The following is a 12514-nucleotide window of genomic DNA, read 5'->3' as shown; positions in this document are numbered from 1 at the left end:
CCCGGACCGGGCTCCTAGTCGACGCAGGGCGGGCCTTGGAGGGCGGCCCTGGCCCGCCCGTCGAGCGCCACCGGCCGGTCGCCGCCGAACCTCCGCGTGGGCGTCGTGGCGCCAGTCGTCGTGCCCGTCGTCGCGGCCGTCGTCGTGGTGGCCGCGGGTGTCGTGGTGGGCGCCGGGGTCGGGGTCTTCTCGCCCAGCAGCTCGGCCACGAAGGCCTTCACCTGCGCCGGGTCGACGGTCACGATGCTCTGGCCGCGCTCGTTGCGCGCGCCGACGCCCGTCACCGGGATGGTCGCGAACTCGACGTTCCCGCCCGCCAGCCCGCGCGCCTGCCCGGCGAACGTCGCCAGGTCCAGCTTCTCGTCCACCACCACCGACTTGCTCACCGCGTCCAGCAGCCCGGACAGCCGCGCCGGGTCGGTGAGCGTGCCCGCGGACATCAGCTTCGCCATCGCCGCCGACATGAACACCTGCTGCCGGGTGATCCGCCCCAGGTCGCCGTTCGGGATGCCCTTGCGCTGCCGCACGAACGCCAGCGCGTCGCCGCCGGAGATCGACTGCACGCCCGCGCGGAAGTCCGCGCCGGAGTCCGGGTCGGAGGTGGCCTGCCTCAGGCACACGTCCACCCCGCCGATGACCTCCGTGAGCAGGTAGAACCCGTAGAGGTTGATCTCCGCGTAGTGGTCGACGCGCACGCCGGTCAGGTCCTGCACCACCTGCACCAGCGCCCGCCGCCCGGCCTGGTCGCCCTGCTGGGAGCGCTCGGTCAGGTCGGTCACGCCCTCGGCCTGCAGCCGCTGCATGGTGAAGAACTTGGTCAGCCCGTACGCCGAGTTGATCTTCTCGTCGCCGTGGTCGGGGATGGTCACGTACGTGTCGCGCGGGATGGAGACGGCCTGCGCCCTGCCCCCGTTGCGCGGCACCCGCATGACGATGATCGTGTCGGTGTTGAGGGTGTCCGTCGCCTCGGTCCGCAGCTGCCGCAGCACGTGCTCGGGCAGCGGCCGGCCCTGGGCGTCGGTGCGGCTGTCGCTGCCCACCAGCAGGATGTCGGTCGCCCCGTCGTCCACGGGCGGCGCGTTCGGCACGTCCGACAGCTCGATCAGCACGTCCGTCGTGTTCACGCTCTCCTCGACGCGCTTCAACGTCGCCCACCCGTAACCGGACAGCACCAGCACGGCCGCGGACAGCAGCACGACGAGCGTGCGTCCGATCAGCAGCGCGGCCTTCACCGGTGCTCCCTCCTGCGGGTGGTCCGTCCGATGAGGCTAACCACCTTGGTCCGGTCGGACGTCCGGGTCGGTGGGCGGACGGGTGTTCAGTTGACGCACACCACACCGTCGGCGGTGATCGGCGGGGTCGGGCTGGTGGTCGACGCGACACCCGTGCCGGCGCCGTCCACCGACGCGGGGTCCGACCGGTCCGGCGGCGTGAAGTCCGCGCCGACGTACACCAGCACCTGCCCCCGTGGCACGGAGTCGTCCTCGACCGCCTCGGCGTTACCGCCCAGGGCCTCGATCACCTTCTCGGCGCTCGACCGCTCGCCCGGCGCGTGCCGCACGGACGTCGTCTCCGTGTACGTCCCGGTCTCCGCCACGCCCGGCCGGAACCCCTGCTGCACCAGCATGTCGAGCACGGTGGCCGCCAGCCGGAGCACGCCCGCGGAGTTGTAGACGTGCACCGTGATGGCCGAGTTCGGCGGACCGGCCGGGGTCGTGGTGGTGGGCGACGTGGACGGCCCCTGGTCCGTCGCCAGGCCCTTGATGAACTGCCGCACCCGCGCCGGGTCGACCGGCAGCACGTTGCCGTCGCTGTACGTGTCCGTCGGCTCGCCGACCGGGATCGTGCGGAACTGGATGTTGCCCGACACGAGCCCCTGCATCTGCTCGGCGAACTCCGGGATGTTCCAGCCCTCGCTGATCACCACGGACTTCTTCACCGCCGTCACGAGCTGGTCGAGCCGGTCGAAGTCGGTCAGCGTGCCCGTGGACAGCACCTTGCGGGCCAGCGCGCCGATGAACACCTGCTGGCGCACGATCCGGTCGAGGTCGCCGCCGGGCAGCCCGCCGCGCTGGCGCACGAACGACAGCGCCTGCGCGCCCGAGATGGTCTGCCGGCCCGCCTGGAAGTTCGCGCCCGAGTCGGAGTCCTGCGTCGCCTGCTTCAGGCACACCTCGACGCCGCCGATGGCCTTCGTCACCTCGTAGAAGCTGGCCAGGTTCACCTCGGCGTACTGGTCGACGGTGATGGCGCCGCCGGTCAGCCCCTCGATGGTCTTGATCAACGTCTTGCGGCCGGCGAGCGTGGACTCCAGCTCGATCCGGTCCTCGTCGGTGACGCCCTTCTCGCGCAGGCGCTGGGCCGTGTCGTTGCGCTGCCGCGCCATGGCCGAGTTGAGCTTGTGCTTGCCGAACCCGTCCGCGATCTCCACGTACGCGTCGCGCGGGAACGAGATGGCGACCGCGCGGGTCCCGTCCTGGGGGATGTGCACCAGGATCATCGTGTCGGTGTTCATCGTGCCGTCGGCGACACCGCCGTTGAGCAGCGCCAACACCTCGTCGGACAGCGGGTTGCCCTGCGCGTCGGTCCGGCTGTCGACGCCGACCAGCAGGATGTCGACCGCGCCGTCCAGCGGCTTGCGGGCCTTGCCGTCGGCCTGCCCGCTGGTCGAGGAGGAGATGACGTCGGTCCGCGTCACGCCGTCGTCGATGTCGCCGAGGTAGTACCAGCCGTACCACGTGACGACGAGCACAGCCGCCGACAGCAGGGCCAGCAGGGAACGCCCCGTGACCAGGAGGGTACGCAGAGCAGCCGACCCGCGCGTCGGGCCACCGTCCGGTCGACCTGTCGAGCCACCGGCTGAATCGGGCGGACTCCGGTCCACTGACTGCCTCCCCCACACGCGCCCTGCTACCTGTCGAGATTAGTCGCGGAGCGGCGGCCGCGTCCGACATTCCCCTTATACGGGAGACGCTGTAACAACCGGGTGGGTTGCACGGTTAACCACCGTGACAGACTGCGGTGGGCGGACTGGTCGTAGGAGGGCACGGGGCATGCGCGTACTGGTCACGGGTGGGGCGGGGTTCATCGGCTCGCACTACGTCCGGGAGTTGGTGTCCGGCGCGTACCCGGCCTACGCCGACGCCGAGGTCGTGGTGCTCGACAAGCTCACCTACGCGGGCAACGAGGCGAACCTGGCGCCGGTCGCCGACGACCCGCGCCTGACGTTCGTCCGGGGCGACATCTGCGACCGCGAGCTCGTCGGCGACCTGATGCGCCGGACGGACGTGGTGGTGCACTTCGCCGCCGAGTCGCATGTGGACCGCTCGATCTCCGGTTCGGCCGACTTCGTCCTCACCAACGTGCTGGGCACCCACACGTTGTTGCAGGGCGCGTTGGAAGCCGGCGTGGCCAAGTTCGTGCACGTCTCCACCGACGAGGTGTACGGCACGATCGACGAGGGCTCGTGGACCGAGGACCACGTGCTGGAGCCGAACTCGCCGTACGCGGCGTCCAAGGCGTCGTCCGACCTGCTCGCCCGGTCGTTCTTCCGGACGCACGGGCTGCCGGTGTGCGTCACCCGGTGCTCAAACAACTACGGTCCGTACCAGTTCCCGGAGAAGGTCATCCCGCTGTTCGTCACCAACCTGGTGGACGGCCGGAAGGTGCCGCTGTACGGCGACGGGCTGAACGTGCGCGACTGGCTGCACGTGGACGACCACTGCCGGGGCATCCAGCTCGTGCTGGAGGGCGGCCGCGGCGGCGAGGTCTACAACATCGGCGGCGGCACCGAGCTGACCAACCGGGAGCTGACCGAGCGCCTGCTCGCGGCCACCGGGCGTGACTGGGACTCGTTCGTCGAGCCGGTCGCCGACCGCAAGGGCCACGACCGCCGCTACTCGGTCGACATCACCAAGATCAGCACCGAGCTGGGCTACGCGCCGCGGGTCGACTTCGAGGCCGGGCTGGCGGCCACCGTCCAGTGGTACCGGGACAACCGGTCGTGGTGGGAGCCGCTGAAGCAGCGCGCGGCCCTGGCCGGCTGATGGAACTCGCGCTCCTCGTGCCCGGCGGCCGCGGCCAGCTCGGGCGTGACGTCGTGGCGGCGGCGCCCGAGGACGGCCTGGTGGACGCGCCGTCGTCGGCCGAGTTGGACCTGACCGACCCGTCCGCCGTGTCGGACGCCGTGGCGGCCTTCGCCGCGACCGCCCGTGACGCCGGGTTCCGGCCGGTGGTCGTGAACGCCGCCGCGTACACCGCGGTGGACGCGGCCGAGACCGACCGGGACCGGGCGTTCGCGGTCAACGCGCTCGGGCCCGAGCACCTCGCCACCGCCTGCCGCGCGCACGACGTGCCGCTGCTGCACGTGTCGACGGACTACGTGTTCCCCGGCGACGCCACCCGTCCGTACGAGCCGTCGGACCCCACCGGGCCGCGGTCGGCGTACGGGCGCACCAAGCTCGCCGGCGAGGAACGCGTCCTGTCCACTTGGGACCGATCGTGGGTCGTGCGCACGTCGTGGGTCTACGGCGAGCACGGCGCGAACTTCGTGAAGACGATGGCGCACTTGGCCACCACGCGCGAGACGCTGTCCGTTGTGGACGATCAGGTCGGCTCGCCGACGTGGTCGCTCGACCTGGCCCGCGGGCTGCTGTCGTTGGCCGCGCTGGTGTCCTCCGGCGGCACGCCCGCACGGGTGCTGCACGCGACCGGCGCCGGCGAGACCACGTGGTGCGGGTTCGCGCGGGCGATCTTCGCCGAACTGGGCCTCGACCCGGAACGCGTGCGCCCGTGCGCCACCGCCGACTTCCCCCGCCCCGCCCCGCGCCCGGCGTACTCGGTGCTGTCGGGCAAGGCGTGGGCGGACGCCGGGCTCCCGCCGCTGCGGCACTGGCGCGAGGCGCTGACCGCCGCCGTGGCCGCGCACGCCGTCCCCTGAGCGACGCCATGCCGGTGCACGTGGTGACCCTCGCGTCGCGGCCCGACCTGGTCGACGCGGTCTACGGGATTCCCTACCCGCCCGACTCGCCCCGGTTCACGCGGGGCAACCTGGCGTCGCTGCTCGTGCGGGGACGGCGGGTGGCCGAGCGGTGGCCGCACCTCGTGGTGGCGGTGCTGGACGGCGACCGGCCCGTGGCGCGCGGGATCATGGTCGGCTACCGGGCCGACCGGGACTCGCGGCCGCGGTTCCCCGACGGCGGGTGGGACCAGGTGGCCGTGTGGGCGGCGGAGGACGTGATGGACGGCGTCGAGGCCGACACCGCGTGCGCGCTGGAGATCGCCGTCGACCCGGACCACGTCGGGCGCGGGCTGTCCGGCGACGTGCTGGCGGCCATGCGGTCGGCCGCGGCGGCGGCGGGGTTGGGGGCGCTGGTGGCGCCCCTGCGGCCCCCGGACAAGGCGGCGGAGCCCGAGGCGCCGATGGACGAGTACGCCGCGCGGACCCGGGCGGACGGGTTGCCGGCGGACCGGTGGCTGCGGACCCACGTCCGCGCCGGCGGGCGGGTCGAGGGCGTCGCGTGGTGCTCGTCCACCGTGCAGGCGACGTTGGCGCGCTGGCGGGAGTGGACCGGGTTGCCGTTCGACCGGGACGGGCCGGTGGTCGTGCCCGGCGCGCTCGCCCCGGTGCACGTGTCGACGGCGCAGAACGCGGCCGTGTACGTCGAGGCGAACGTGTGGGTGTCCCACGCCGTGCCGGCGGGTTAGGCGGGCTGCCACTCCACGCAGGTCGGGCGCTGCGCCGTGGCCAGGAAGTCCTTCAGCGCGGCCGCCAGGACCCCCACCGGCACGCCCGCGCCCGCCGGGTAGTCGACGTACTCGGAGCGGTACTCGGGGGACGCCGGGTCGCCTTGCAACGTCGAGTAGTCGTGGTCCGGGTCGGCGTAGGTGAGGTAGCCGAAGCCGGCGTGGATGGCCGCCGCGACGTCGTGGTCGGGGATCTTGGTCGAGCCGGGGGAGCCGAGCAGGCCCTCGGTGTCGGTGATGAGCTCGCGGTCCTGGTGCTCGATCACCGCCGGGCCGGCGCCGGGCTCGGCGAGTCGGCTGAGGAGGGTGTCGACGTCCTCGGGCGCGCTGACGGTCAACTCGTCGGCGGCGTCGGCGTCGTTCACGTCGTTGATCGGCCACACAGCCGTGAAACTCATGGACCGAATCATCGCAGTGGACGCGGTGAGTGACCACCCGAGGTGCGGTGTTGGGCCGTTGGGGTGGAGTCGGATTATCGCACTGGTTTTGCGATCAACCAGTGCGGCAACCTGTCCGCCATGTCCGCGCTCGGGCGATCCACTGAAGCGACCGCACCTCGTCCTGACGGCGAGCGTCAGCGGTTCCTGCGTAGCGTCTGTGCCGTGACGGGGTCACGGCAGATTTCGTGGAACGTGCTCAAGAACCCGCAGGCAGACCGTCAGACGGGAAGGTCATAACACCTCGCGCCACGCCCACGGCGGACAGGGACGTCACCTCAGGGCTGCCAGGAACGTCGTCCAGGCGGTGTGGGGGACGGTGAGGATGCCGGTGGTCGGCGACTTGCTGTCGCGGACGGCCACGGCGGTGGAGGTGTGAGCCACTTCGACGCAGCTGGAGTTCCCGCCGCTGTGGCTCGCCTTGCGCCACGCCACTTCGACGCAGTCCGAGTTCCCGCCGCTGAAAGCCGATTTACGCCAGGTTCCGAAGGTCAGCTCCGACGCTCCCATTCGCTGTGCTCCTCCTTGACGTACTTCCGCAGCAGGGCCAGCGAGTCCGGCACGCTGAGCGCAGCGCCGCACAAGTGCTGGAACGCCAGCCTATACCGCTCCACCTCGGCTTCTTCCTCCAAGAAGAGGGTGCCAGTCAGGTGGTCGATCGCGACCGTGCCGTAGCCGTCGTCGAACCGGAAGCAGTCGAACGGCACGCCCATGGCGATGTGCTCGCCGGCGCGTGTGGGAATGATCTGGAACTGCACGTTCGGCAGTGAAGCCGCCTCCAGCAAGCGGGTCAGCTGGGCGATGTGCACGTCCCGACCGCCGACCGCGCGGAGGACGGCGTCCTCGGTGATCACCGCCCAGACGTCGAGGCTGCCGTCGAGCACCCGGTCTTGGCGCTTGACGCGCAGTTCAACGCGTTGTTCGAGGACGGCCTCTCCGATGCCGGGGTTGGCGGCGCGGATGACGGTGCGGGCGTAGTCCTCGGTCTGGAGGAGACCGGGCACCAAGTCGATCTGGTAGTTCGACACGGCCACCGCGTCGGTCTCCAGCTCCACGAAGTCGATGTTCTCCGGGTTCGCCGACTCGTCGTACACCTGGTACCAGCCGCGGGTTTTCGCGGTCCTGGCGAGGTTGACCATGCTCTCCACGGTCGCCCGGCCCGCGCCGTACAGCTCGCACAGCATCCGCACCTCGTCGGGCTTCGCGCCCAACTGGCAGATCTCCATCTTGGTGATCTTGGGCTGCTTGCAGCCGAGGTGGTCGGCGGCGTCCTCCAGGGACAGGCCCGACTTGAGCCGGAGCTGGCGGAGGCGACGGGCGAGGCGACGCTGCTTGGGAGTCACGTTCCCTCGATCGGGTGAAGATTTGGAATGCGATTCCACAGTAGCTTGCGTGGAATCGAAGGTTGCAGCAACCTAGCAGAACTCGATTCCACCGATAGAGGAGGGTGTTGTGGCTGTTCAGGTGGCCTTCGTCCGGGGTGACACGCCGCTGCGGGCGTGGGTGGACGACGAGACCGGGACGGTCTGCCTCTCGATCGGCCCACCGCCGGGCCAGGTGGTCCTCGGCCTCACCACGAACGGCGCGGACCGGTTGCTGGACGCCGTCCAGCGCGAGCTGAAGATTCTCGACCCGTCCGGCTTCGACTGCGACGACTGCCTGGACACGGGCGAGCAGGGGAACCCCGTGGCACGTGGCGCGGTGAGCCTCCGCGCCTGTCACTGCCCGGCGGCGCGCCGGTAGGCCAGGAGCGTCCGCTCCGCCGTCTTCCGCCACGTGAACTCGGCCGCGTGCGTCCGCCGCGCCGCCTGGGCGGCCGGGGTGGGCGGGGCTTCGACGGCGTCCACCATGGCCGACGCCAACGCCTCCACGTCACCGATCGGCACGTGCACCGCGTGCCCGCCGGCCACCTCGCGCAACGCCGCCACGTCCGTGCACACCACGGGCACGTTGCACGCCAACGCCTCCAGCACCGGCAGCCCGAAGCCCTCGTCGCGCGACGGCAGCACGAGCGCCGCGGCCCCCGCGACGACGCTCCTCAGGTCGACGGCGTTCAGGTACCCGGTCCGCACGACCCGGTCGTCCGCGCTGATCGCGTGCGGCCCGGCCAGGACGAGCGGCGGCAGGGACGGGCGGGTCGCGTGCGCCGCCAGGAGCGTGCCCAGGCCCTTGCGCGGCCCGCCGGCGCCGACGAACAGCAGGTACTCGGACGGCAGGCCGAGGCGTGAGCGCAGGGCCGGCGACGGCGCACGGGCGGCGAACCACGCCGGGTCCACGCCCAGCGGCGTCACGACGATCTTCGACTCGGGCACGCCGAGCCGTTCCGCGACCACCTCGGCCACAGCACGGGTGGGCGTGCAGACGACGTCCGCCCTGGTCGCCGACTTCTGCACCAGTTCGGGGAGCCGCCGGTCGGACGGGGGCAGGTCGCCGGGGGCGTCGAGGAACGCCAGGTCGTGGATGGTGGTCACGCCGCCGGCGCCGATCGTGGGCGGCAGCACGAAGTTGGTGGCGTGCATGACGTCCGTCGGCCCGGCCAGGAACTCCACCGGCGGGAACGGCACCCGCAGCCAGAACTGCCGCAGCAGCCGCGCCGACACGGGCAGGCCGCGCGCCACGACGTCGTGCGGCAGCACGGTCCGCAGCGCCCGCCACCCGCGCAGCGTGAACGCCACCGCCCGCACGTCGACCTCGTCCAGCATCGACGCCAGCTCCTCGGCCAGCGCCGCCGTGTACCGGCCGATGCCGGTCCGGTGCCCGAGCAGCGGGGTGCCGTCGATCAGCACCCGCAGCGGCCTAGCCACGGCCGCGCAACTTCTTCAGCACCCGGCCGGTCGCCCGCCGGGCCACCTCGCCGGGACCGCCGGCGCTGAGGTACTCCTTGACCAGCGCCACGTCCCGCTGCACCTTCTCCCGCCGCCCGAGCGGCCGGTTGCGCACCATGAACGACGACCCCGGCAGCCGGTCGGCGGCGGGCCGCGGGTTGCGGCAGAACGCCGTCAACGGCGCCAGCACGTTCTCCCAGGTGAACCGCTCCCGCACGGCCGCGATCCGCTCGACGCAGCCGGCCGCGAACTCGGCGTCGTACATGACCTTCTCCAGCGCGTCGGCCAGCGCGTCGGCGTCCTCCGACGGCACCACCACGCCGAGGCGCTCGGCGCGCACGAGGTCGGCGAACGAGTCGCCGTCCGTGGTGACGATCGGCAGCCCGGCCCACAGGTAGTCCAACACCCTGGTCCGGAACGCGAACGTCGTCTCCACGTGCTCGTAGTGCGTGGTCACGCCCGCGTTCGCGTCGAGGAGCCAGTTCTGCCGGTCCTGGTAGGGCACCCACGTCTCGTTGAAGAACACGTGCGACCCGACGAGGTCGAGCCGCTTGGCCAACGCGCGGGTCTGCCCGGCGATGTCCATGTCCGGCACCTCGGGGTTCGGGTGCTTCATGCCGAGGAACACCAGCCGCGCGTCCGGCCGGCGCGACCGGAGCCGGTCCACGGCCCGCACCAGCGTCAGCGGGTCGAACCAGCTGTAGACGCCGCCCGCCCACAGCACGACCTTGTCCGACTCGCCGAGGCCCAACGTCGAGCGCAGGCCCGGCCCGGTGCGCTCCGGCGGCTTGCCGGGCAGCCCGAACGGCACCTCGGCGAGCAGCGACCGGACGGTGGGGTCGTTGTCGTAGAGCGAGGGGGTGAGCCGGCCCAGCGCGGTCAGGTGGCCGAGCCAGAAGTGGCGCTGCCGCTCCGACGCGCACAGGAAGAAGTCGCCGCGCGCCAGCTGGTCGTTGATGACCTTCGTGACCCCGACCAGGTCCAGCTCGCGCTGCTCGTCGCTCGCGTCCTTGCCCTGTTCGAGGAGTTCGAGGTGCATCGGGTCGTAGATGTCGCAGACCACGACCTTCGTGGACGACGGCTTCTTCAGCTCGGGCACGAATTCCAGCACGTGGCCCTGCACCACGATGACGTCCGCCCACTCGACCTGCGCGCCGAGGTCGCGCCGGGCGACCCGCAGGACGGGGAACGCGGCCTCGGGCGGCGCGCACAGCGGGTTGATCGTGACCAGCCGCACCTCGTGCTCGGCGGACAGCACGTCGGCCATGTTCCACGCCCGGATCGCGGGGCCGGCCATCTTCTCGGAGATCGCGTCGCCGGTGACCACCAGCACCCGGCGCGGCCGGCCGAACACCTCGTCCAGCCCGAACACCTCGACCAGCACGTCGTGCGCGGCGAGGTAGCGGGGCAGCGGGTAGGCGGGCTCCATCGCCTTGCGCATCAGCGGCACGAGGTCCGCGTCCGACACGCGGCGCGCGGCCTGCTCGGCCTTGCGCGACTCGGCCAGCGACGGCAGCAGCTCCACGAACTGGTCGATCGCGAGGAGCCCGGCCAACGCCTGGCGCGACACCGGCACGGGCGCCCGGTCGTCGGCGGGGTCGGCGGGACGGCGCGTGATCTCCAGCTGGGTGGCGTCCAGCTCGCCGCGCGCGGTCGCCCGGCGGACCGCCAGGGCCAGCGCGGCGGGCAGCACCCTGGCCAGCGTCTCGTCGGAGAAGTTCTTGTACAGCGCGGCGAGTGCGTTGCGCTCCAGCAGGTACAGCTCACGACTGCTGTCCACTGTGGACATCGATGCGTGGTGCTTGTGGTAGGTCAGGGACGTCGGCACGTACCGGACGCGCCAGCCGCGCAGGTTCATCCGCCAGCCGAGGTCGACGTCCTCGTAGAACATGAAGAACCGCTCGTCGAACCCGCCCAGCTCGCGGAACAGGCCGGTCCGCGCCACGAGCGCCGAGCCCGTGCCGAACAGCACGTCGCGCGGCGTGTCGTGGCTGCCGTCGTCCGGCAGGCCGGCGTGCCGCTTGTAGCCCATGCCGAACCAGGTGAGGCCCGCGTCCACGAAGTCGATCTCGCGGCCGTCCCAGTCGAGGACCTTGCTCGCCACCGCGCCGACGGACGGCTCGGCGCGCAGCACCCGCACCGCCTCGCGCAGCCAGTCCCGGTGGGGGCGGGCGTCGTTGTTGAGGAACGCGACGACCGAGCCGCGCGCGCTCCGCACGCCCAGGTTGCAGCCGCCGGCGAAGCCGAGGTTGGCCGGGGACTCGATCACCTCGGCGTCCGGCACGGCGGTGCGGATGCGGTCCGCGCCACCGTCGCCCGAGGCGTTGTCGACCACGACGACCTGGAGTTTGTCCGCCGGGTAGCTCAGGTCGCCGAACAGCGAGCGCAGGCAGGTGATGGTGTCGTCGGCGCCGCGGTAGTTGACCACGACCACCGTCACGTCAGGCAGGGTCCCTTGCTCCACGCGCTAACTCTGCCTCATCACGCTCCGCAGCGTGCGGTGAAGGTGCGTTATGCCTCGACCAGGGCGTCCGCGGGTCGCGCCCGTCCGACCACCCGACGCTCCCCTAACGGCCCGCCCACTCCCGCCACACCACGCGCCGGTCCACGGTCGCACGCCGGCCGATCCGCCATCGCTGGATCACCGTGACCGGCAGCCTCGCCAGCACCTCCAGCAGCACCTGCAGGCGCAGCGGGACGCGGAAGTTGCCGGCGTCGGGCACGTTCCGCCGGACCGGCAGCAGGGCGGTGATCGCGGCGAACCGGGCCACCTCGCGCGCCGCCGCGGCCAGGGGGGCGCAGCGCAGCAGCGTCAGCAGCCGGTTGCGCTCGTTCCAGCGGTGGAACCGGCGGGAGCCGGGGTTGGTGCTGGCGCCGTGCCGGTGGCGGACCCGCGCCGGCCCGACCGACAGCACCCGGTGGCCCGCGAGCCGCAGCCGCCACGCCGTGTCGGTGTCCTCGTAGTAGCAGAAGAACGCGGCCGGGACGCCGCCGACGTGGTCGAGGGCGTCCTTGCGGAGCAGGGCCGCGCCGCCGCAGAAGCCGAACACCTCGCGCCCGGCGAGGAGCAGGTCGGCGCCGTGGCCGTCGGCGGTGAGCCGCACGCCGACCGACTGGGTCGAGCCGTCGGGCAGCACCATGGACGCGGTCGCGGCGGCGGCGTCCGGCGTCGCGTCGAGGGCGTCCTCGAGGGCGGCCAGCCAGCCGTCGTCGGGCGTCGCGTCGTCGTTCAGCCAGGCCACGTACCGGGTGCCGACCAGCGGCAACGCCGCCGCGAGACCACCCGCGTACCCCCGGTTGACGGGCAGGCGCAGCACCTCGGGGCGGCTCGGGTGGGCCGCGACCAGGGCGGCCGTGCCGTCGTCGGACGCGTTGTCCACCACGAGTGTCCGGTGTGGACGTTGCCGGGCGAGGGCGTCGAGGCAGGCGGTGATGTGCTCGCGGCCCCGCCACGTCACCACGACGACCGTCGTGCTGGGGATCGACACGGCGTGAGACGGTACGCGA

General features: G+C 72.3%; 12 protein-coding genes. 4 read left to right on the top strand and 8 right to left on the bottom strand.

Translation table 11 applies throughout. From position 1 onward, the window contains the following. Positions 1 to 14 precede the first annotated feature (14 nt). Together ACRAKH_RS30640 and ACRAKH_RS30635 are read right to left on the bottom strand one after the other, a co-directional pair. The gene (locus tag ACRAKH_RS30640) at positions 15 to 1232 is read right to left on the bottom strand and encodes an LCP family protein (RefSeq protein WP_380726122.1); all 1218 of its coding nucleotides are present in this window, start codon (positions 1230 to 1232) and stop codon (positions 15 to 17) included. A gap of 86 nt (positions 1233 to 1318) precedes the next feature. Beyond that, on the bottom strand, positions 1319 to 2752 hold the full coding sequence (locus ACRAKH_RS30635) for an LCP family protein (protein WP_380726124.1): 1434 nt from the start codon (positions 2750 to 2752) through the stop codon (positions 1319 to 1321). Between the two features lie 301 nt (positions 2753 to 3053). Here ACRAKH_RS30635 and rfbB point away from each other — a divergent pair, with 301 nt between their 5' ends. The 3 genes from rfbB to ACRAKH_RS30620 are packed head-to-tail and all read left to right on the top strand — an operon-like array spanning position 3054 to position 5706. Then, entirely contained in the window at positions 3054 to 4046 is a 993-nt protein-coding gene (gene rfbB / locus ACRAKH_RS30630) for a dTDP-glucose 4,6-dehydratase (RefSeq protein WP_380726126.1), read from the top strand. Further along, positions 4046 to 4939 carry a dTDP-4-dehydrorhamnose reductase gene (gene rfbD / locus ACRAKH_RS30625; protein WP_447009450.1) on the top strand — a complete coding sequence of 298 codons (894 nt, stop codon included), beginning with the start codon at positions 4046 to 4048 and terminating at the stop codon, positions 4937 to 4939. Before rfbB ends, rfbD begins: the two co-directional genes overlap by 1 nt. An 8-nt stretch (positions 4940 to 4947) precedes the next feature. Continuing rightward, positions 4948 to 5706 (top strand): hypothetical protein, encoded by a 759-nt coding sequence (locus ACRAKH_RS30620; protein WP_447009449.1) that lies wholly within the window; start codon positions 4948 to 4950, stop codon positions 5704 to 5706. Here the strand turns inward: ACRAKH_RS30620 and ACRAKH_RS30615 are convergent. From ACRAKH_RS30615 to ACRAKH_RS30605, 3 genes are all read right to left on the bottom strand, one after another. Further along, positions 5703 to 6143 (bottom strand): Imm1 family immunity protein, encoded by a 441-nt coding sequence (locus tag ACRAKH_RS30615; RefSeq protein ID WP_380725995.1) that lies wholly within the window; start codon positions 6141 to 6143, stop codon positions 5703 to 5705. The genes ACRAKH_RS30620 and ACRAKH_RS30615 overlap by 4 nt on opposite strands. 312 nt (positions 6144 to 6455) lie before the next feature. Further along, complete coding sequence (locus tag ACRAKH_RS30610) at positions 6456 to 6692, bottom strand: DUF397 domain-containing protein (RefSeq protein ID WP_380725993.1); 237 nt, start codon at positions 6690 to 6692, stop codon at positions 6456 to 6458. After that, positions 6674 to 7525, bottom strand: a complete 852-nt coding sequence (locus ACRAKH_RS30605) for a helix-turn-helix domain-containing protein (protein ID WP_380725991.1) — start codon at positions 7523 to 7525, stop codon at positions 6674 to 6676. Before ACRAKH_RS30605 ends, ACRAKH_RS30610 begins: the two co-directional genes overlap by 19 nt. Positions 7526 to 7634: 109 nt before the next feature. Here ACRAKH_RS30605 and ACRAKH_RS30600 point away from each other — a divergent pair, with 109 nt between their 5' ends. Further along, entirely contained in the window at positions 7635 to 7925 is a 291-nt protein-coding gene (locus ACRAKH_RS30600) for a hypothetical protein (RefSeq protein ID WP_380725989.1), read from the top strand. Here ACRAKH_RS30600 and ACRAKH_RS30595 read toward each other — a convergent pair. The 3 genes from ACRAKH_RS30595 to ACRAKH_RS30585 all read right to left on the bottom strand — a co-directional run bounded on the left by ACRAKH_RS30595 (position 7901) and on the right by ACRAKH_RS30585 (position 12489). Further along, positions 7901 to 8986, bottom strand: coding sequence for a glycosyltransferase family 4 protein (locus ACRAKH_RS30595; protein WP_380725987.1), 1086 nt, complete (start codon positions 8984 to 8986; stop codon positions 7901 to 7903). The two genes, ACRAKH_RS30600 and ACRAKH_RS30595, sit on opposite strands and share 25 nt — an antisense overlap. Then, the gene (locus tag ACRAKH_RS30590) at positions 8979 to 11471 is read right to left on the bottom strand and encodes a glycosyltransferase (protein ID WP_380725985.1); all 2493 of its coding nucleotides are present in this window, start codon (positions 11469 to 11471) and stop codon (positions 8979 to 8981) included. Before ACRAKH_RS30590 ends, ACRAKH_RS30595 begins: the two co-directional genes overlap by 8 nt. Before the next feature lie 103 nt (positions 11472 to 11574). Next, positions 11575 to 12489 (bottom strand): glycosyltransferase family 2 protein, encoded by a 915-nt coding sequence (locus tag ACRAKH_RS30585; protein WP_380726001.1) that lies wholly within the window; start codon positions 12487 to 12489, stop codon positions 11575 to 11577. Positions 12490 to 12514 lie beyond the last annotated feature (25 nt).

It is taken from the genome of Saccharothrix hoggarensis, from assembly GCF_052936025.1.
The sequence above is the reverse complement of the archived record's forward strand: the minus strand, read 5'-3'. Positions and strand labels throughout refer to the sequence as shown.

Coding starts and splice junctions, on each gene's coding strand:
- rfbD (WP_447009450.1), top strand. CDS start 4,046: ATGGAACTCGCGCTCCTCGTGCCCGGCGGCCGCGGCCAGCTCGGGCGT.
- ACRAKH_RS30610 (WP_380725993.1), bottom strand. CDS start 6,692: ATGGGAGCGTCGGAGCTGACCTTCGGAACCTGGCGTAAATCGGCTTTC.
- rfbB (WP_380726126.1), top strand. CDS start 3,054: ATGCGCGTACTGGTCACGGGTGGGGCGGGGTTCATCGGCTCGCACTAC.
- ACRAKH_RS30615 (WP_380725995.1), bottom strand. CDS start 6,143: ATGAGTTTCACGGCTGTGTGGCCGATCAACGACGTGAACGACGCCGAC.
- ACRAKH_RS30620 (WP_447009449.1), top strand. CDS start 4,948: ATGCCGGTGCACGTGGTGACCCTCGCGTCGCGGCCCGACCTGGTCGAC.